Genomic DNA, 18,102 nt, shown 5'->3' with positions numbered 1-18,102 from the left:
ATGGGCAGGCCGCACGGGATTTTCGCCTGGCACGACCTGCTGACCACAGATGTGGAGAAGGCCAAGGCCTTCTTCACGGCTACTTTGGGGTGGACCTACCAGGATTACGATCTCGCGGGCGAACCCTATTTCGTCATCAAGTCGGGCGATGAAATGGTCGGGGGCCTCGGCACCCTGGCCCAGGGTTTTCTGGATAGTTCCCAATCCTATTGGCTTGGCTATATCGAGGTGAACGACATCGACCGCCGCTTCGCCCTGGCGGTAGAGCAGGGCGCCAGTGTGGTTCGCCCGCCGCATGACGTGCCCGGCATTGGCCGGCTCTGCGTGCTCCACGATCCCACCGGCGCCGTTATCGGCTGGATGCAGGGCCTCTAATCCAGCGTCTGCCGGTAGCGCAGCATCGCCACCACCGAGATCACGCAGACAATGGCGGCGAGCGCGACGAACTCGCTGCCCACATCCCCGCTATCGGCCCCTTTCAACATCACCATCCGCACCAGCCGGATGAAGTGGGTGGCCGGTACGGCCGTGCCGATGGTCTGCGCCCAGCCGGGCATGCCGGCAAAGGGAAACATGAAACCCGACAGCAGGATCGAGGGCAGGATGGTGAAAAAGCTGAGCTGCATGGCCTGCATCTGATTGCGCGCCAGGGTCGAGATCAGAAAACCCAGCGCCAGATTGCCCAGCACGAAGAGATTGAAGCCGATGAAAAAGGCGGCGAATGTGCCCTCGAACGGCACGCCGAACAGCGCGAAGGCGGCAATCAGGAATACCGCTGTCTGCACATAACCCACCAGCACATAGGGCAGGATTTTCCCCAGCATCACCTCGAACGGCCGCACCGGCGTCGAGATCAGCATTTCCATCGTGCCGCGCTCGCGTTCCTTGACGATGGCGACGGCGGTGATCATCACCATGGTCATGGACAGGATGATGGCGAGCAGGCCGGGCACGATATTGGTCGAGGTCTTGCCTTCGGGATTATAGGCCCGGTGCACGATCACGCCGAATGGGGCAGGAGAGCCCGCCACTCCCGCCAGCGGTCCGGTCAGCGTCTGACTTATCGCGCCGGCGACGATGCCGCTCAGCGCCGCCGTCGCGCCGCCAACCGCCGAGGGGTCTGCCGCGTCGGCCGCTACCAGAATATCGGGCCGGCGGCCGCGGATCACGTCGCGCTCGAAATTGGCGGGGATCACCACCACGAAATTGGCGCTGCCCCGCCGGAGCGCATCCTCGCCCTCGCCAGGCCCATAGACCTGGCCTTCGAAATCGAAATAGCCCGAGCTTTCCATCCCCGCCAGCACCGAGCGCACCAGCGGCCCGTCGTCATTGATTTCGACCAGCGTCGGCAGATTGCGCGGATCGGCATTGATGGCAAAGCCGAACAGCAGCAATTGCACGATGGGCAGGCCGATCATCATGGCAAAGGTGACGCGGTCGCGCCGCATCTGGATGAATTCCTTGAGCAACACCGCGCCAAACCGCGACAGGGAGAAGAACCCGTTCATGCCGCGTCCCGCGCGAAATTGTCCCGCGCCCCCGTCATCAGGTAGATGAAGGCTTCTTCGAGCCCCGCCGGCTGCAGGCTCCAGCGATAAGTTCCCTTCGCCTCATAGCGGCGCACCGTGGCTTCCAGCGCCGCGGCATCGGTGCCCGAAACATGCAGGGTTGAACCGAACCGGGCGATTTGCAGCACGCCGGGCTGCCCGCCCAGCTCCGTTTCCAACGCCGCCAGGTCCGGCCCTTCCGCTCGCCAGGTCGTCAGCCCCACCATGCTGGGAATCTGCGCCGAAGGGCCGTCGATCAGCTTCTTGCCATAGGCGATATAGGTGATGAAATCGCACTGCACGGCCTCGTCCATGTAATGGGTCGAGACCAGCACGGTGACGCCCGCCTTGCTCAGCCGCCGGATTTCGTCCCAGAAATCGCGCCTTGCCTTGGGGTCGACACCTGCGGTGGGCTCGTCGAGCAGCAGCAATTGAGGGTCATGGATCAGGCAGGCCGCCAGCGCCAGCCTCTGCTTCCAGCCACCCGACAGGGTTCCCGCCAATTGCCCGGAGCGATCCGCCAGACCCAGATCGGCCAGCGCGGTGCTGACCCGGTTCTCCCGGTCGCGGACGCCATACATCCGCGCCACGAAATCGAGATTTTCGCGGATGGTCAGGTCTTCATAGAGGCTGAATTTCTGCGTCATATAGCCGACCTGCGTCTTGATCGCAGCGGCTTGCCTGCGCACATCGAACCCCAGGCACGTGCCTTGTCCCGCATCGGGCAGCAACAGCCCGCACAGCATGCGGATCGTGGTGGTCTTGCCCGAGCCGTTCGGCCCCAGAAAGCCATAGATCGCCCCACGCGGCACCTTGATGTCGAAATGGTCCACCACCAGCTTGTCGCCAAACCGCTTGGTAAGCCCGGTCACGTCGATGACCGCGTCCCCGTTCACCGCGACACCGTCACCGGCTGGCCCGGCCGCAATTCGCCGGGTGCATCGAGCCGGGCCTCCACCAGATAGACAAGCCGTCCCCGTTCCTCGCGGGAATAGATCACCGGCGGGGTGGTCTGCGGCTCGCTGGCAAAATAGGTGATCTTTGCACTCATCGGCGCGCAGCCATCGCATCCGACCTGTACGATGCCGCCCACTGCCAGCGCCGAACGTTCGGCTTCCGGCACGAAGAAGCGCGCCTTGAGCGCCCCTTCGGGCAGGATCGACACCACCGGCGTTCCGGCCGCTGCCATCTCCCCGGACGAATAGAACAGGCGATCGACCATTCCGGCCACCGGCGCCGAGATTTGCCGGTCCGCCAAGTCTAGCTGCGCCCGGCTGGCATCGGCCTGCGCTGCCAAAAGATCGGCTTCCGCGGCCACCTGCTGTGCGCTGCGCGCCGGCAGTTCGGCCACGCCAACCTGTGCGGTCAATTGGGCCACCTGCGCTTCCGCCGACGCCAGGGCCGCCCGGTCCTGATCCACTCTTGCCTGCGTCGCCGTGCCGGCCTGCAGCAGCTTTTCGCTGCGCGTCAGGTTCGATTGCGCCAGTGCCAGGTCGGAGCGGGCCTTGCCCAGCGAGGCGCGGATCACATCGATTTCCAACGTCCGGCTGCCGGTGCTGAGATTGTCGAGATTGGCCTGCGCCGCCTCCACCCGGGCCCGGGCCGCCGCGAGCAAGGCTTGCTGTTGGGCTGCGTCCTGGGTGAACAACAGGCTGTCGGCAGCAACGGCCTGCCCTTCGGTCACCGCGATATTGGTGATCCGCCCTCCGCCCACCGGCGCCACATAGACATAGTCGGCTTCCAGATATCCCACATATCCCGCTTCCTCGGCCGCCCCGCCCGGCAGCAGGCTCATGATTACAGCGAAAATTCCGGCCAGAAAGTCACTCATGACTATGCCTCCTCCGGTTGCGCGCTGATGCCGTGGAACAGGATGTCGAGATGGTTGGCGAGAAACCGCTCGAGCTCGAGCCCCTTTGCCGGCGTGATGCCGAACAATTCGCCTAGCGCCACATGCGCCAGCAGCGGCCCGATAATCGAGCGCACCGTCAATTCGGGGTCCACCGGCCGCAACTGACCAGTCTCGACACCCCGCTCGATCAGCCTGATCAGCGCCGGCATCACTTTGCCGAGCACCTCATTGCGATAGAAATTGGCGATAAAGGGAAAGCTCATCACTTCCCGGATGACGAGCCTTGGAACCGCACTTGCTTCCGGCCGCGCCAATTGCTGGATCAGCACTGTAAGCAGCATGGTGATGGGCAGGCGCGGATCGCCTTCGAATGTTTCTAGGTCCGGCACAGCCCGCAGCGCAATCGGCGCCACCGCCCGCCGCACAATGCCCTCGATCAGCGCTTCCTTGGACGGGAAATAGAGATAGACCGTGCCCTTGGAAACGCCCGCCCGCCGCGCCACCTCGTCTACCTTGGCCGCCGCATAGCCCTTCTCCACAAACACCGCCAGCGCCGCATTCAGCACCTCATCGGGCCGCGCCTCAGCCCGCCGCCGGAATTTCTTTTGTGTCTCGGTCATCGGGGATCTCCAACTGCAATACTAATAACTGACTGGTCAGTTAGTTGCAAGGGGAAGGATGGAATGGGTTCTCCGGGGTAGTCGGGAGGGAAGGGAGAGAACGAGGGGGAGGGAGGGTGGAAGACGGGGGTGGGAGGACGGAAGGATGGAGGGGAAGAAGAGGGAAAAAAGAAGGGCAGGATGGAATAAGTACCAGTCACCCCAAACCCCCTCCCACCCAAAACGTCATTCCCGCGCAGGCGGGAATCCACTCTTCAGATCGCCGAGAAGAAATAAACGCACTCCCGCCTACGCGGGAATGACGTCGTGGGTGGGGAAAAGCGCGCCGGGGCGCATCTCGCAGGCTCCAGCAAAGCCCGCAAGGACTCTCCCAGGGCGGCATTTCGGCATGCCCTTTTTTGCCCACCCGCATTGCTCCCACCCCGCCAAACTTGTAGATCGGGTGCAGCGTGACCAGATAGGGTCGTCTCGACGCAAAAAGGGCCGCCAATACCATGACCGATCTCAAGCTTATGGCGCTTGATACCGAAGATCTTGATGTAATCTCCGCCCATGTGCAGGACGCCGTGGTGCGGGTGGCCGATATGGGCTACGCCCGCGGCGACCGGCGTTTTGCCCTGCTGATGAACCGCTACGATTGGGAAAGCGACAAACCGCGTGGCAAGGGTGTCCGCAAGCGGGCGGCACTGCATTTCGATGCCGTGCAATCGGTCGTCACCGCCGGCTTCGATCCCAACGCCCATGATGGTGTGCTCAGCCTTCTGGCCATCTCCTTCATCCCCCTCGATGGTCCCGCCGGCATGGTCGAACTCAGCTTTGCCGGCGGCGGCACGGTCCGCCTGGGCGTCGAATGCCTTGAAGCGCGCCTGTCCGATCTCGGCGCCGCCTGGGCCGCCGCTGCCAAACCCGCCCACACTCTCGACTGATCAATTCTAGACCGACAGGAATTCCATGCCGATCCGCCTCGATAGCGCCAGTTCCGATTTCGAGCAGAGCTTTGTGGCCCTGCTCGGCGGCAAGCGTGAAGCCAGCCAGGAAGTGGGCGATGTCGTCGCCGCCATCATCGCCGATGTCCGCACGCGCGGCGACGATGCCGTGGTCGAGCTGACCAACAAGTTCGACCACACCCATTTCACCGCTGCCGACCTGCGGATTTCTCCCGAGGAAATCGACCGCGCCTCCGCCCGCGTCTCCGATGAGGTCCGCGCGGCGCTGCAGACCGCCCATGATCGCGTCAAGGCGCACCACGAAAAGCAGCTGCCCACCGACCATATCTATCAGGACGCGCTCGGCGTCACCCTGGGCACGCGCTGGACTCCGGTCGACGCCGTGGGCATCTATGTGCCGGGTGGGCTCGCCACATATCCATCCACCGTCATCATGGGCGCCGTCCCCGCCAAGCTGGCCGGCGTCGGGCGTATCGCCCTGGCCGTACCCACCCCGGGCGGTCAGATCAGCGCCGTCGTCCTCCTGGCCGCCAAGATTGCCGGCGTCACCGAGATTTACCGCATCGGCGGCGCCCAGGCTATTGCGGCTCTGGCTTATGGGACTGAAACGGTCGGCCGCGTCGACAAGATTGTCGGGCCCGGCAATGCCTATGTCGCCGCCGCAAAGCGCCAGGTCTTCGGCCAGGTCGGCATCGATTCCATCGCCGGTCCCTCCGAAGTGCTCGTCATTGCCGATGGTTCGGCCAATCCGGCCTGGATCGCTGCCGATCTCATCGCCCAGGCCGAACACGGAGGCGGGGCCCAGTCCATTCTCGTCACCACCGAAAAGGGCCTGGCCGACGCTGTCGAAGCCGAAGTCGATCGCCAGCTCTCCCTCTTGCCCAGGCAGGATATCGCCCGAGAGGGTTGGGACGAATTCGGCGCCGTCATCACCGTCGCCTCGCTCGATGAAGCCGCCGCCCTCGCCAATCGCATCGCTTCCGAACATGTGGAACTGGCGCTCGATGATCCCGATGTCATCCTGCCCGCCATCCGCCATGCCGGTGCGATCTTCCTGGGTCATCACACGCCCGAAGCCATTGGCGACTATGTCGGCGGCTCCAATCACGTGCTGCCCACCGCCCGCTCGGCCCGCTTTGCCTCGGGCCTCGGCGTGCTCGATTTCATGAAGCGCACGTCATTGCTGCGCTGCGATCCCGCTTCGCTTGCCGCGCTCCGGGAGGCCGCCGTCACCCTTGCCGAGGTGGAGGCCCTCGATGGCCATGGCCGGTCCATCTCCATCCGGCTCAACCATTGAGCATTTCGATGGAAAACCAGACGAAGGTCAAACAAACCGATCGCCTGGTCACCGTCACGCTCGACCCCAATACCATCACCTCGATCAATCCCGACGAGGTGCATGAATGGCGCATCGCCATTTATGACCTGCTCGAAAACAACAGCTTCCGGCCCGCCCGCGTCTCCGCCACCGGGCCGTTCGCGCTGCACATCTCGATAACGGGCAATTCCATCGTGCTCGATGTGCGCCACCCCGAAACCTTCCAGCCCATCGCCGCCCACTATCTCTCGCTCACCCCGTTCCGCCGGCTGATCCGCGATTATTTCCGCGTCCGCGACGCCTATTACGAGGCGATCCGTTCGGCCCAGCCCTTCCAGATCGAAACCGTCGACATGGCAAGGCGCGGCATGCACAACGAGGCGGCCGAGCTGCTGCGTACCCGCCTCACCAACAAGATCATCATCGATCTCAACACGGCGCGGCGCCTCTTCACCCTCATCTGCGCCGTCCAGCCCTATGCCAGCCGGATCGATGAGAGCAAAAGCGAACTGCCCAGCGTGCTCTTTGTTTGCTCAATGAATTCGGTGCGCTCGCCCATCGCCGCGGCCCTGGCGCGCCAGGCCTTTCCCGGCCGCATTATCGCCCGCTCGGTGGGCGTCAATGGCGGCAAGGCCGATCAGTTCGTCCATGAGGTCATGGAAGAGATCGGCATTGATATGAGTGTCCACACTCCCCATATCCTGGACGAATTGGTTGCCAACCGCTTCGATCTCGTCATCACCCTGTCCGACGATGCACCGGATGCCGTGGCCCGCAAGGGCCTCGAGGCCGGCGCGATCGAGCATTGGCCCGTGGCCGATCCTTCCCTTGTGGAAGGCAGCCGCGAACTGATTTTGGAGGCTTATCGCGCCCTGCGCGATAGCCTGCGCAAGCGTGTGCGCACCCGCTTGGAACCACTGGTTTCCGGAGCCCTTCCAGCAAAAGTGGACACCACTTTTGCGGTTCGGAAGGGCGACAATCATTGACTTGCACCGCCGCGAAGCGGACGTGGCGCAAGTGGTTCACAAATCCATTGAATTCCTATAGGTTGCGCGCAATTTCCGGCCCCCGGGCGGCAAATCGATGCCCCGTGGGTCCTTTCAGGAGACAGTATGGCGAAGGAAGAAGTGCTCGAATTTCCGGGCGTGGTAACTGAATTGCTTCCCAACGCGACCTTCCGGGTCAAGTTGGAAAACGAGCATGAAATCATTGCTCACACCGCTGGCCGCATGCGCAAGAATCGCATCCGTGTGCTGGCTGGCGACAAGGTCCTGTGCGAAATGACGCCCTATGACCTGACCAAGGGTCGCATCACCTACCGATTCAAGTAAGGCATAACAGCCGATGGCCAGCCGTCCGGAACTCATCCTGGCTTCCGCGTCGCCGCGGCGTCTTGCCTTGCTCAATCAGATCGGCATCGAGCCCGAGCATCTTGTGCCCGCTCACGTCGATGAAACCCCCGAAAAAGGCGAATTGCCGCGCAAGCTGGCGCAACGCCTGGCCGACCTCAAGGCCCTGACCGCGCAACACAAGGCGCGTTCGGCCGGCTATGGGGCAGGGGCTTTGGTGCTGGCCGCCGATACGGTCGTGGCCGTCGGCCGCCGCATCCTGCCCAAGGCCGAGACCATGGAAGAGGCGTCCCAATGCCTCGCTTTGCTCTCGGGCCGCTCCCATCGCGTCTATACCGGGCTGACCGTGCTCACGCCCAGTGGCGCCAAGCGCCAGCGCCTGGTCGAAACCCGAATCCGCTTCAAGCGCCTCTCCACCCGCGAGATGGAAGCCTATCTCGCCAGCGCCGAATGGCGCGACAAGGCCGGCGGCTACGCCATCCAGGGCATTGCCGGCGCCTTCGTGGTCAAGCTTGTCGGCTCCTATACCGGCGTTGTCGGCCTGCCGCTGATGGAAACCGCCTCGGTTCTGGCCGGCGAGGGCTATCCGGTCCATTTCAACTGGCTCAACCAGTCCGCATCGTCCGGCGTCTAGATGGCCAAGGTCCCAACCAAAGCCTGCCCCATTTGCGGCAAGCCGGCGGTCGAAAAATACCGCCCCTTCTGTTCGGCCCGCTGCGCCGATGTCGATCTCAACCGCTGGCTCACCGGCAGCTACGTCATCCCCGCCCGCGATGACGAGCCCGAAGACGACAAATCCATCCCCGGCAGCGACGAAGACGACAATATCTAGCCGCGCGCCGCACGCCGCACGCCGATGGTAGCGAACACGCCGCGCCACCGCTTCCCCACCCAAACTCCTTTTCCACACCCCCTTTTCCCGCTTGCGCGCCAAAAACCCTTCCCCTATAAGGCCCATGGCTTCGCGCCGGGCGGCATCTCCGCCCCGCTGCCCGGGTAGCTCAGTTGGTAGAGCAGCGGATTGAAAATCCGCGTGTCACTGGTTCGATTCCGGTCCCGGGCACCACAATTTCTTCAAGCACTGCGGTCCGGCAAAGCATTGCGCTATGGCGCAAGTCGCTCGGCGATGCGCGCTCTGTTGATCGCAATCGCCTCCGTAGTGGGCTGCCAGTCGCCGCACCATATTTCCGGGAAGCCATCCAGCAGCCGGTCGGTGTCGGTGAAGAGCGGCTGGTATCCGCGGACCCGCATCTCGGCGACCAGAGCCGCCTGCCGCTTGGCGAGGAAGGCGAGGCGGCGGTAGAAGAACCTGACATGTCCCGCGCCCAGGCGATACTCGGCCGGGTTCCTCGGATCGTCCGGGTGCTCGCCGCGGGCAATGGCCGCGCGCACCAGCGCGAAAATCCTGGGAAGCTCCCGATATTCGGCGACAAGATGCTGTGCGGCGAGCTCGGACGGCGGGATGCAGTTGATGCGGGTCATGGTGCCTTGGCATGGGTTTAGCTAGCAAACGTGCCACCGCGCGCCAGCGCGGGCAAGGATTGCCTTTTGCCCGCCCCAGGCGCAGTCTTGCCCATGGAAAATCCTCCGCCCAACATCGCGACCGGTCAAAACCGGCGTGACAGGACGGTGACAGGGAGCGGCCCTAGTATGGCAGTCCTGCCGGACGGAACGACGTCCGGATTTTTACATGGGAGGATCTATGAACAAGCTGCTTCTCGCCGCGCTGGTTTCCAGTGCACTCGCGGTCCCCGCCTACGCGGCCGACTATACTATCATGGCGCCTGCTGCCCCCGGCGGCGGCTGGGACCAGACCGCCCGCACCATGCAGGAGGCCCTGCAGGCCGATGGTATTTCGGGCAATGTCCAGGTCACCAACGTTCCGGGCGCCGGTGGCACCATTGGCCTCGCCCAGTTCGTCAATCAGTATAACGCCAATCCCAATGCACTGATCGTTGGCGGCTATGTCATGGTGGGCGCAATCCTCACCAATGCCTCGCCCGTCTCGCTGGCCAATGTCACCCCCATCGCCCGCCTCACCGGCGAATCCGACGTCATCGTCGTGCCTGCCGCCTCCGAGCTGCAAACCGTTGATGATCTCGTCGCCAAACTCAAGGCCGATCCCGGTTCGGTGTCCTGGGCCGGCGGTTCGGCCGGTGGCGTCGACCATATCGCGGCCGGCCTCTTCGCCAAGACCGTTGGCGTCGATCCGACCACGGTCAACTACATCGCCTATTCGGGCGGTGGCGAAGCCCTGGCAGCCGTGCTTGGCGGTCAGGTCACCGTCGGCATTTCCGGCCTTGGTGAATTCGACGCCCAGATCCAGTCCGGCGATCTGCGCGCCCTGGCTTCGACCGGCGCAACCCGCCTCGAAGGCTCTGATATCCCGACCCTGAGCGAATCGGGTGTTGATCTCGTCGTTGAAAACTGGCGCATGGTCGCTGCTGCCCCCGGCATCACCGATGAGCAGAAGGCCGCCATCACCGCCGATATCGACAAGATGGTCAATTCGGAAGCCTGGAAGACCGCGCTTGCCACCAAGGGCTGGGCCGACATGTATCTCGCTGGCGCGGACTTCGACACCCAGCTCGCCGCTGATACCGAAGCCACCACGGCCATCCTGAAAGACATTGGCCTGGTGCAATGACGACAGGCGAAAACAATCTCTCGCGCCGCCCCGATGGGGCGGCGCTTGTCATAGCGCTGGTGCTGGCGGCCATTGCCGCCGTCATCATCTGGCAGACCTCGATGATGCGCGTACCGCCCATCCAGGCGCGGGTCGGGCCCACCGTTTTCCCCTATGTCATTGCCGGCGGTTTGATCATTCTCGCCATCGGCACGGCCTTTGCCGCCTTTCGCGGCACCTTCCCGGCGCGCGAACGCGACAATTACGGCCCCATGGCCTGGATTGTCGGCGGGCTCGTCGCCCAATTGCTGCTGTTGGGCTGGGCCGGCTTCTCGATCGCCACCGGCATTCTCTTTGCCTTCACGGCCAAGGGTTTTGGGCGCGGTCCGCTCTGGCAGACCATCCCCATCGGCGTGGTCTTTGCCTTCGTCGTCTGGTTCATTTTTTCGCGCGGCCTGCAGCTTTCCCTGCCCACGGGCCCGCTTGAACGTCTCGTTCCCTGATCGGAAGGCGCTGACATGGATACCTTCGGTCTGCTCGCCCAGGGGCTCGTTGCCGCCCTGCAGTGGCAAAATCTCATCTATGGCCTGATCGGCGTGACCCTGGGCACCGCCGTCGGCGTGCTGCCCGGCATCGGCCCGGCGCTGACTGTGGCGCTGCTGCTGCCCGTCACCTATCGGCTCGATCCCACCGGCTCGCTGATCATGTTTGCCGGCATCTATTACGGCGGCATGTATGGCGGCTCGACCACCTCCATCCTGCTCAACACGCCAGGCGAAAGCGCCTCCATCGTCACCGCGCTCGAGGGCAATAAAATGGCCCGCAAGGGCCGTGGCGGTCCCGCGCTTGCCACCGCCGCCATCGGCTCCTTCGTCGCCGGTCTCATCGCCACACTGGCGCTCGCCTTCATCGCCCCCTGGGTGGTCAAAGTGGCTTTGTCCTTCGGCCCCGCCGATTATTTCGCGCTGATGGTGCTGGCCTTCATCACCGTCTCGGCCGCCTTCGGCAATAGCGCCCTGCGCGGCATTACGGCCTTGTTCATTGGCCTGGGCCTCGGCGTAATCGGCATCGACCTGCAAACCGGCCAGTCGCGCCTCGCCTTCGGCATTCCCGACCTGCTCGACGGCATCGAGGTCACTACTCTTGCTGTGGCGCTCTTTGCCATTGGCGAAACCCTGGCCATTGCCGCCAATCCCAACCAGATCAAGGAAGAGGTGCTGGCGGTCAAAGGCTCGGTCTGGATGACGCTTGAGGATTGGAAACGCTCCTGGGGCGCCTGGCTGCGCGGCACGCTGATCGGCTTCCCCATCGGCGCCATGCCGGCCGGCGGCGCCGAAATCGGCACCTTCTTTTCCTATGCCACCGAAAAGCGCCTCACCAAGCATCCCGAGGAATTCGGCCAGGGCGCCATCGAAGGCGTCGCCGGGCCCGAGGCCGCCAACAATGCCTCGGCCGCCGGCACGCTCGTGCCGCTGCTGACTTTGGGCCTGCCCACCTCGGCCACCGCCGCCATCATGCTGGCGGGCTTCCAGCAATTCGGGCTCCAGCCCGGCCCCTTGTTGTTCGCCAATAACGCGCCCCTGGTCTGGTCACTGATCGCCAGCCTCCTCGTCGCCAATCTCATGCTGCTGGTGCTCAACCTGCCGCTGATCGGTCTCTGGGTGCGGCTGCTGACCATTCCCAAGCCCTGGCTCTATGCCGGCATTCTGGTCTTTGCCACCCTGGGCACGATCGGCGCCAATGGCGCCATGTCCGGGCGGCTCGGCCCCATCCCGTTCTCGTTCGAGCTGGGCATGTTGCTGGTCTTCGGCCTTCTGGGTTATCTGCTGCGCCGCTTCGATTACCCAATCGCCCCGGTCGTCGTCGGGCTCATTCTCGGCCCCATGGCCGAGCAGCAACTGCGCCGGGCGCTGGCCATCAGCCAGGGCGATCCGATCATCCTGGTCCATTCCCCGATTGCTGTGACGATGTACGCCGTCGCGATCGTCGCCATCGTCCTGCCGCTGATCATGCGCCTGCGGGGCAGGGGCGCCGTGCTCAGTTCGCTCGCCGCCAACGAGGACTGATCCTGGCTGGTAAAGCAAAAGCCCGGATACCCAATCAAGGGTATCCGGGCTTTTTCACGTCGATCGACAACTCGATACGGGTCGCACAGGGAGGGGCCAGCGCCCCGCTTCGAGCAGGGAGACTTACCTGCCGATCGAACGGAAAGCGTCAGCGTCGATGCCAAGGGTCTTGAGATGCTTGGCCTTGGGAGCACGCCCGGCTTCCACCGCGTTGGATACGGCAGCAGCGCTGCCGAACACTTCCACGAAGGTACCAAGGGCTGCAAAGAAACGATTGTTCCGATGAGTGCTCATTGCCATTTCCTCTCAAGGCCCGGCCAGATCGCCGCGCGCTTTCATGAGAGTGTAAATGGGCCCATCTGCCCCAGACCGGTAGGGCAATTCCATCATTCCAGCCATGCATTCAGCGCGAATGGCCTGCCGCAAACGGCCGTTTTCAGGCGATATTCCAAATAACCACCCGCTGCCATGCGCTGGGTGCATGGATTTTCTCACGGCTTGGGCGAAACAATCTCCTGCCACGTATCCAAAAACCGCCGCTTCCTCTGCTGGTCCAGCGCCACCAGCAGCGCCGGCCCCAGCGGAATCGGCTGGATCACCCCGCGCCCCCGCGCCGCAATGGCCTCGCTGCTCCAATCTCCACTGCCGCCCGGCACCACCGAGCCCAGCGCCGTCTGCCCCGCCGCAATGGCCTGCCCCTCGGGCGACAAGGCAAAGTCCACAAATGCCTTGCCCAATTCAGGATAGGGCGCATCGCGCGGGATCATCATGGATCGCGTCAGTACCAGCACATAATCATCGGGCACCACGATTTCGATATTGGCCCCCGCCGCCTTGCGCGCAAAGGCATAAGAGCCCAGCACATTATACCCAAGCGCCAGCGAGCCATCGGCCACGCCATTGAGAATGGCCGGGCTCGACCCGCTGAATTGCGCCCCCACCCGGCCAAACGCCGCCGCCAGCCGCCAGAAGTTCGACGAAATCGTCTGGTCCTGCGCCGCCAGCAGATAGCCCACCCCGGAAACCCCGATATGATAGGTGGCGATCTTGCCGCGGAACCGTGCCGTCTGGTTCTCCAGCAATTCAGCCAGCGTCAGATGGGTGCGCGGCACCTCCTCGGGCGCGATCAGGCTGGGATTGTAGATGATCACCGCCGGCTCGAACGTGAACCCGAACAACTCATTGCGCCAATGCGCCCATTCCGGCAGCTGTGCCAGATAGGGGCTGTCATAGGCCAAGGCATAGCCGTCATTGGCGAGCTTCACCTGCAGGTCCGAGGCCGAACTGATCACCAGATCCGGCTTGGGGTCGGTATCCCCCGCGAGAAACCGCTCATAAAGCGGCACGGAATCGGTCTCTTCATAAATGACCGTCACGCCCGGCCAGCGCAGCTGAAACCCCGCCACGAACTGGGCAAACAGCGGCGTATCGGTCACCCCCAATATGGTCAGCACCTCCTCGCTGCTGCCATCCGGCGCCGGATACCGGGATTCAACAGCCCAAGCCTGATCCGGCTGCACCAGCACCAGGCACAGCGCCAGCATGGCGACGCTCCCCAGCGCCTTGCGCATCTGCTCAAGCTTGGGATTGCGTCCCACCAGCGGCAATTCGATCTCCACCGCCAGCCCACCGCCCTTCCGGTCCCTGAGCCGCAACACCCCGCGATGCGCCTCCACCACCCGCTTGACGATGGATAGCCCCAGCCCCGACCCCACCTTGGCGCTGGAACTGCTGCCCCGCTTGAACCGCTCCAGCACCACGCCCTTTTCGGTATCGGGAATGCCCGGCCCGCTATCGGTCACCACCATGGTCAGCACCCCATCTGCCACCGCTCCGGCGATGGAAACCGACCCCTCCGAATAGACCATGGCATTATCGACCACATTGCGGACCATCTCCCGCAGCGCCACCCGATCCCCGCGGATTTGTGCCACTGCAACCGCCTCGGGAATATCGAGGCTGAGCCGCGCCGATTGATCCCCGTCCAGCCGCTGCCGCACATCCTCGATCACCGCGCCAAACGGCGTCGTGTCGCTCTCCTGGTTTTCCAGGCGATGGGAAATGGTCGCGTCCATCAGTAATTGCGACACCAATTGGCTGGCCTGGATCGCCCCCTGGTGTATCCGCCCCACCCGCCGGCGCAGCGCATCCGGGTCCTGCTCGTCCATCGCCACTTCCGCCTGCGCGCGCAGCGAGGCGAGCGGCGTGCGCACTTCATGCGCCGCTTCAGCCACCAGCCCGCTCAGCCGCTCCATGCTGCTGCCCAGCCGCGCCATGAAGGCATTGAGTGCCCCCACCAGCTGGCTCACCTCCACCGGCACCGGCACATCCAGCGGCGACAGATCATCCGGCGCCCGCCCGCGCAAAGCCTGCTCCAGCTGATAAAGCGGCGCAAACATCCGCCCAATGCCAAACCACACCAGCCCCACCGCCAGCAGCGTCAGCGCCACCACCGGCACGATGGCATTGCCCAAAATCTCATTGGCCAGCGCCTCGCGCTCATTCTGCGTCTCGGCCACATGAATGGTCACCCAATCGGTCTCGCTTGCCGACGAGGTCAACCGCCCAACGCTGGCCACCCGCACCAGCTCGCCGCGATACATCGCATCCTGAAATACCGGCCCCGCCGACTGCATTTCCTCCAGATTGGCCGACAGATCGTCGTACCCGGTCACCGCCCGCCCCCGCGGGTCTTCCACCGCATAAAACACCCGGTCCCGGCCCGAAAACATGCCAAACGAAGCAAACGGCAATTCCACGATCACCGCATCATTTTCCACCTGCACCGCCCCGGCAATCGTCAGCGCCGACGCCGCCAGCAACCGATCAAACGCCCGATCGGCGGCCCGCTCCGCATAATCGCGGATAAACACCACCAGGATTACCGCCGCCCCCAGCAGCAACGCCACCGCCAACGCCAAAATCCGCCGCCGAATGGAAAAACTAGTGGGCATGGCACCATCCAGTCCCAGCCACTGGGTCCACCCTCCCCTTGATGGGGAGGGCAGGGACGGGTGGCGAGAGCCGCGATTTCGAAGCGCGTTCCTCGGCATAGGTAGGATGCTGCATCCTACCCATGCGGCGCCCGCAGCACATACCCCACGCCGCGCACTGTCCCGATTTCAATACTCGCCGCTTCCAGCTTCTTGCGCAGCCGCGAAATATGCAGCTCCAGCGCATTGACCGACACAGCTTCATCGAAATTGAACAGCTGGTTCATCAGCCGTTCCTTGGGCACCACCTTGCCCGCATTGGTCACCAGAATTTCCAGCAGCCGGAATTCGCGCCTCCCCAGCTCCAGCGATTTGCCGCCAATCGCCGCATTGAGCCCGGCCATATCCAGTTCGAGATTGCCCACACCCAGCGTGCTCGATGTCTGCCCGCCCGTCCGCCGCATCAGCGCCCGCAGCCGCGCTTCCAGCTCGCGCAGGTCGAAGGGCTTGACCAGATAATCATCCGCCCCCAGATCGAGCAGGCTCACCTTGTCATCGATTTCCGAGCGCGCCGTAATCACCAGAATGGGTGCATTGAACTTACGCTTGCGCAATTCGGCGATCAGCCCGATCCCGTCGCGATTGGGCAGCATCAGATCGAGCGCCACCGCATCGAACGCATCCCCCTCGGCGGCCGGCACCACATCATTGCCGTCCCGCACCCATTCCACGGAGTGTCCAGCCGTGCGCAGGCGCTTTTCGATGGCCTCGCCCAAATCCTCATTGTCTTCGACAAGCAATATTCGCATCAGCGCCGATGGTCTCCCCGCCGGCACCCTATGCTCGCGAGCCACAGGGCTCAACCCTCGCCCCTTGCGGGACTTCGAGTTGTCCCGCAGGGCAAATCGCTCCGGTGGAGCGATTTGAAATGAGAAGGCCATGAGAGCTATGCTTGAATGGCTAAGACAGACTTTCTGCGTTCAGCAGAAAGTCAGGGTGAGGGGTTCTCTCCTCCGCACGACGCCAAGTGCTAAAACACCGCCATCATCGAAGCCGCCACCGCCACAATGCCCAGCGCCGCCAGCCCTGCCGCCATCAGCATGGTCTGTGCCCGCTGCATCTGCGCCGAGCGATGGGCCGCCAGCCGTGTCGCCTTGATATCGGATGTATCCAGATGTGTCATTTGCCGCCCCTATAGTGCCGGCCACTGCGCCAGCTATTGTCGGAGGGTCGCCGCATTAAGCTCTTCTCACCCACGACAAAAAGCTAACCCCGCCACCCCCTCCATGCGAACCGCTCCCTGCCAAAGCGGTTAATTTACATAAAATCCGATCTATCCTGATCTTGTATGGTAGATGCTTGATCCGGCCCGCGCGCCGTGGCAGAACATGGGCCATGACCCATCCAGCCCATCTCCACCCCGATCGCTTGTTTCCCGCGTCCCAGCCCGCGCAATCCATCGCGCGCGAGCTCTATCCTGCCGTGGCTGATCTGCCGCTGATCTGCCCGCATGGCCACACCGATCCATCCTGGTTCGCCAATAATGGGCGCTTCTCCGATCCGGCCGCGCTCTTCCTCACGCCCGATCATTATGTGCTGCGCATGCTGCGCAGCCGCGGGCTGACCTATGATGCGCTGGGCGTTCCCCGCAAGGATGGCAAGCCCGTTGCCGATGGCCGCACCGCCTGGCGCCTTTTCGCCGCCAATTATCACCTCTTCGCCGGCACCCCGTCCAAGACCTGGATCGACCATTCCCTGCAATGGGGTTTCGGCATCACCGACGAGCTGTCATCGGCCACAGCCGACGCCATCTACGACACGATCGACGCCGCCCTCGCCACCCCCGACCTGCTGCCACTGGCTTTGCTCGATCGCGCCAAGGTCGAAGTCATCACCACCACTGAATTCGCCCTCGATCCTCTGGTTCATCACCAGAAGATGGCCGAGACCGGCATTCTGGGCCGCGTCCGCACCACCTATCGCCCCGATGACGTGACCGATCCCAGCCGCCCCGCCATTGTCGACAACCTCAAGAAATTTGCCGAACTGACCGGCGAGGACGTCACCAATTGGGCCGGGCTGATCAATGCCCACCGCGCCCGCCGCGAATATTTCCGCCGCTTCGGCGCCGTCGCCACCGACCATGGCGTGCCCTCGGCCAACACCGCCGATCTACCCCTCATCGAAAAGCAGGCTCTGCTCGACAAGATTCTCGCGGGCAAGCATGACGCCGCCGACGCCGAACTGTTCCGCGCCCAGATGATGACCGAAATGGCCTTGCTCTCGGTCGAAGACGGCATGGTCATGCAGCTCCACGCCGGCTCGCGCCGCAATACCGATCCGCTATTGTTCGCCACCCGCGGCGCCGATCTCGGCGCCGACATTCCCGGCACCACCGATTATGTCAACGGCATGCGCGCTCTGCTCGCCCGCTGCGGCAACGAGCCAAACCTGCGGCTGATCATGTTCGTGCTCGACGAAACCACCTATGCCCGCGAACTGGCGCCCATGGCCGGCTATTGGCCCAGCCTGATGATCGGCCCACCATGGTGGTTCCACGATAGCCCCCAGGGCATCCGCCGCTATCTGGATCAAGTGGTTGAGACCGCCGGCTTCTATAATCTCGCCGGCTTCAACGACGACACCCGCGCCCTGCTCTCCATCCCCGCCCGCCACGACGTCTGGCGCCGCGAAGTCTGCGGGTTCCTGGCCACCTGGGTCGCCGAAAACCGCCTCAGCAGGAGCACGGCCGAGGAACTGGCTAAACATCTGAGCTATCAAGCGGCCAAGGACGCCTACAGGATCAGCTAGGCCTTAATCTGCTCCACCCACAATCGCTTCCCT

Annotated in this window: 20 protein-coding genes, 1 tRNA gene and 1 pseudogene; 13 read left to right on the top strand and 9 right to left on the bottom strand. The window is 63.7% G+C overall.

What is annotated here, in order from left to right:
• Positions 1–375 (top strand): VOC family protein, encoded by a 375-nt coding sequence (locus QQL79_RS14330; RefSeq protein ID WP_284391971.1) that lies wholly within the window; start codon positions 1–3, stop codon positions 373–375.
• Here the strand turns inward: QQL79_RS14330 and QQL79_RS14325 are convergent.
• The 4 genes from QQL79_RS14325 to QQL79_RS14310 are packed head-to-tail and all read right to left on the bottom strand — an operon-like array spanning position 372 to position 4,019.
• Complete coding sequence (locus QQL79_RS14325; protein ID WP_284391969.1) at positions 372–1,508, bottom strand: ABC transporter permease; 1,137 nt, start codon at positions 1,506–1,508, stop codon at positions 372–374. The genes QQL79_RS14330 and QQL79_RS14325 overlap by 4 nt on opposite strands.
• A complete protein-coding gene (locus QQL79_RS14320) occupies positions 1,505–2,443 on the bottom strand; it encodes an ABC transporter ATP-binding protein (RefSeq protein WP_284391967.1) in 939 nt (312 codons plus the stop codon). Before QQL79_RS14320 ends, QQL79_RS14325 begins: the two co-directional genes overlap by 4 nt.
• The gene (locus tag QQL79_RS14315) at positions 2,440–3,378 is read right to left on the bottom strand and encodes an HlyD family secretion protein (RefSeq protein WP_284391966.1); all 939 of its coding nucleotides are present in this window, start codon (positions 3,376–3,378) and stop codon (positions 2,440–2,442) included. The genes QQL79_RS14320 and QQL79_RS14315 overlap by 4 nt, the downstream gene beginning before the upstream one ends.
• Positions 3,379–3,380: 2 nt before the next feature.
• A complete protein-coding gene (locus tag QQL79_RS14310; protein ID WP_284391964.1) occupies positions 3,381–4,019 on the bottom strand; it encodes a TetR/AcrR family transcriptional regulator in 639 nt (212 codons plus the stop codon).
• 494 nt (positions 4,020–4,513) lie between these two features.
• On the opposite strand from QQL79_RS14310, the gene QQL79_RS14305 reads away from it, so the two are divergent.
• The 8 genes and pseudogenes from QQL79_RS14305 (at position 4,514) to QQL79_RS14270 (ending at position 8,699) form a co-directional block, all read left to right on the top strand.
• Positions 4,514–4,945 (top strand): DUF2948 family protein, encoded by a 432-nt coding sequence (locus QQL79_RS14305; protein WP_284391962.1) that lies wholly within the window; start codon positions 4,514–4,516, stop codon positions 4,943–4,945.
• Positions 4,946–4,970: 25 nt separating this feature from the next.
• Positions 4,971–6,263: a histidinol dehydrogenase gene (hisD, locus tag QQL79_RS14300; RefSeq protein WP_284391960.1), complete on the top strand. Its 1,293-nt coding sequence runs from the start codon at positions 4,971–4,973 to the stop codon at positions 6,261–6,263.
• Between the two features lie 8 nt (positions 6,264–6,271).
• Positions 6,272–6,745, top strand: a pseudogene (locus tag QQL79_RS14295) (UPF0262 family protein); the annotation flags it as partial.
• Between the two features lie 57 nt (positions 6,746–6,802).
• Positions 6,803–7,270, top strand: a complete 468-nt coding sequence (locus QQL79_RS14290) for an arsenate reductase ArsC (protein ID WP_284392890.1) — start codon at positions 6,803–6,805, stop codon at positions 7,268–7,270.
• 126 nt (positions 7,271–7,396) lie between these two features.
• The gene (gene infA / locus QQL79_RS14285) at positions 7,397–7,615 is read left to right on the top strand and encodes a translation initiation factor IF-1 (protein WP_035082742.1); all 219 of its coding nucleotides are present in this window, start codon (positions 7,397–7,399) and stop codon (positions 7,613–7,615) included.
• Positions 7,616–7,628: 13 nt separating this feature from the next.
• Positions 7,629–8,267, top strand: coding sequence for a Maf-like protein (locus tag QQL79_RS14280; RefSeq protein ID WP_284391937.1), 639 nt, complete (start codon positions 7,629–7,631; stop codon positions 8,265–8,267).
• The gene (gene yacG, locus QQL79_RS14275; RefSeq protein WP_284391935.1) at positions 8,268–8,465 is read left to right on the top strand and encodes a DNA gyrase inhibitor YacG; all 198 of its coding nucleotides are present in this window, start codon (positions 8,268–8,270) and stop codon (positions 8,463–8,465) included.
• Between the two features lie 158 nt (positions 8,466–8,623).
• A tRNA-Phe gene (locus QQL79_RS14270) sits at positions 8,624–8,699 on the top strand.
• Between the two features lie 38 nt (positions 8,700–8,737).
• On the opposite strand, the gene QQL79_RS14265 is transcribed toward QQL79_RS14270, so the two are convergent.
• The gene (locus QQL79_RS14265) at positions 8,738–9,115 is read right to left on the bottom strand and encodes a pyrimidine dimer DNA glycosylase/endonuclease V (RefSeq protein WP_284391933.1); all 378 of its coding nucleotides are present in this window, start codon (positions 9,113–9,115) and stop codon (positions 8,738–8,740) included.
• 220 nt (positions 9,116–9,335) lie between these two features.
• Between QQL79_RS14265 and QQL79_RS14260 the strand changes: the two genes are divergently transcribed.
• Genes QQL79_RS14260 through QQL79_RS14250 form a run of 3 tightly spaced genes read left to right on the top strand, consistent with a single transcriptional unit; the run spans position 9,336 to position 12,325 of the window.
• Positions 9,336–10,280: a Bug family tripartite tricarboxylate transporter substrate binding protein gene (locus QQL79_RS14260; protein WP_284391932.1), complete on the top strand. Its 945-nt coding sequence runs from the start codon at positions 9,336–9,338 to the stop codon at positions 10,278–10,280.
• The gene (locus tag QQL79_RS14255) at positions 10,277–10,762 is read left to right on the top strand and encodes a tripartite tricarboxylate transporter TctB family protein (protein ID WP_284391930.1); all 486 of its coding nucleotides are present in this window, start codon (positions 10,277–10,279) and stop codon (positions 10,760–10,762) included. The genes QQL79_RS14260 and QQL79_RS14255 overlap by 4 nt, the downstream gene beginning before the upstream one ends.
• A gap of 15 nt (positions 10,763–10,777) precedes the next feature.
• On the top strand, positions 10,778–12,325 hold the full coding sequence (locus tag QQL79_RS14250; RefSeq protein WP_284391928.1) for a tripartite tricarboxylate transporter permease: 1,548 nt from the start codon (positions 10,778–10,780) through the stop codon (positions 12,323–12,325).
• Between the two features lie 123 nt (positions 12,326–12,448).
• On the opposite strand, the gene QQL79_RS14245 is transcribed toward QQL79_RS14250, so the two are convergent.
• The 4 genes from QQL79_RS14245 to QQL79_RS14230 form a co-directional block, all read right to left on the bottom strand.
• Positions 12,449–12,619, bottom strand: a complete 171-nt coding sequence (locus tag QQL79_RS14245; RefSeq protein WP_200877185.1) for a hypothetical protein — start codon at positions 12,617–12,619, stop codon at positions 12,449–12,451.
• Between the two features lie 197 nt (positions 12,620–12,816).
• Positions 12,817–15,279, bottom strand: coding sequence for a sensor histidine kinase (locus tag QQL79_RS14240; protein WP_284391925.1), 2,463 nt, complete (start codon positions 15,277–15,279; stop codon positions 12,817–12,819).
• A 116-nt stretch (positions 15,280–15,395) separates the two neighbouring features.
• On the bottom strand, positions 15,396–16,067 hold the full coding sequence (locus QQL79_RS14235; protein ID WP_284391923.1) for a response regulator transcription factor: 672 nt from the start codon (positions 16,065–16,067) through the stop codon (positions 15,396–15,398).
• Positions 16,068–16,288: 221 nt separating this feature from the next.
• Entirely contained in the window at positions 16,289–16,441 is a 153-nt protein-coding gene (locus tag QQL79_RS14230) for a hypothetical protein (protein ID WP_284391921.1), read from the bottom strand.
• Positions 16,442–16,653: 212 nt separating this feature from the next.
• Here QQL79_RS14230 and uxaC point away from each other — a divergent pair, with 212 nt between their 5' ends.
• Positions 16,654–18,069, top strand: coding sequence for a glucuronate isomerase (gene uxaC / locus QQL79_RS14225; protein ID WP_284391919.1), 1,416 nt, complete (start codon positions 16,654–16,656; stop codon positions 18,067–18,069).
• Positions 18,070–18,102: the final 33 nt, after the last annotated feature.

Source organism: Devosia yakushimensis (assembly GCF_030159855.1).
In the GTDB taxonomy this organism is placed as follows: domain Bacteria; phylum Pseudomonadota; class Alphaproteobacteria; order Rhizobiales; family Devosiaceae; genus Devosia; species Devosia yakushimensis.
Note: the sequence above shows the minus strand (reverse complement) of the source record. Positions and strands in the feature narration are given on the sequence as shown.

Excerpts from the sequence above, each read along its gene's own strand:
- QQL79_RS14330 (WP_284391971.1), top strand. The coding sequence starts at position 1 with ATGGGCAGGCCGCACGGGATTTTCGCCTGGCACGACCTGCTGACCACA.
- QQL79_RS14325 (WP_284391969.1), bottom strand. The coding sequence starts at position 1,508 with ATGAACGGGTTCTTCTCCCTGTCGCGGTTTGGCGCGGTGTTGCTCAAG.
- QQL79_RS14315 (WP_284391966.1), bottom strand. The coding sequence starts at position 3,378 with ATGAGTGACTTTCTGGCCGGAATTTTCGCTGTAATCATGAGCCTGCTG.
- QQL79_RS14310 (WP_284391964.1), bottom strand. The coding sequence starts at position 4,019 with ATGACCGAGACACAAAAGAAATTCCGGCGGCGGGCTGAGGCGCGGCCC.
- QQL79_RS14305 (WP_284391962.1), top strand. The coding sequence starts at position 4,514 with ATGACCGATCTCAAGCTTATGGCGCTTGATACCGAAGATCTTGATGTA.
- hisD (WP_284391960.1), top strand. The coding sequence starts at position 4,971 with ATGCCGATCCGCCTCGATAGCGCCAGTTCCGATTTCGAGCAGAGCTTT.
- infA (WP_035082742.1), top strand. The coding sequence starts at position 7,397 with ATGGCGAAGGAAGAAGTGCTCGAATTTCCGGGCGTGGTAACTGAATTG.
- QQL79_RS14280 (WP_284391937.1), top strand. The coding sequence starts at position 7,629 with ATGGCCAGCCGTCCGGAACTCATCCTGGCTTCCGCGTCGCCGCGGCGT.
- yacG (WP_284391935.1), top strand. The coding sequence starts at position 8,268 with ATGGCCAAGGTCCCAACCAAAGCCTGCCCCATTTGCGGCAAGCCGGCG.
- QQL79_RS14265 (WP_284391933.1), bottom strand. The coding sequence starts at position 9,115 with ATGACCCGCATCAACTGCATCCCGCCGTCCGAGCTCGCCGCACAGCAT.
- QQL79_RS14260 (WP_284391932.1), top strand. The coding sequence starts at position 9,336 with ATGAACAAGCTGCTTCTCGCCGCGCTGGTTTCCAGTGCACTCGCGGTC.
- QQL79_RS14255 (WP_284391930.1), top strand. The coding sequence starts at position 10,277 with ATGACGACAGGCGAAAACAATCTCTCGCGCCGCCCCGATGGGGCGGCG.
- QQL79_RS14250 (WP_284391928.1), top strand. The coding sequence starts at position 10,778 with ATGGATACCTTCGGTCTGCTCGCCCAGGGGCTCGTTGCCGCCCTGCAG.
- QQL79_RS14245 (WP_200877185.1), bottom strand. The coding sequence starts at position 12,619 with ATGAGCACTCATCGGAACAATCGTTTCTTTGCAGCCCTTGGTACCTTC.
- QQL79_RS14240 (WP_284391925.1), bottom strand. The coding sequence starts at position 15,279 with ATGCCCACTAGTTTTTCCATTCGGCGGCGGATTTTGGCGTTGGCGGTG.
- QQL79_RS14235 (WP_284391923.1), bottom strand. The coding sequence starts at position 16,067 with ATGCGAATATTGCTTGTCGAAGACAATGAGGATTTGGGCGAGGCCATC.
- QQL79_RS14230 (WP_284391921.1), bottom strand. The coding sequence starts at position 16,441 with ATGACACATCTGGATACATCCGATATCAAGGCGACACGGCTGGCGGCC.
- uxaC (WP_284391919.1), top strand. The coding sequence starts at position 16,654 with ATGACCCATCCAGCCCATCTCCACCCCGATCGCTTGTTTCCCGCGTCC.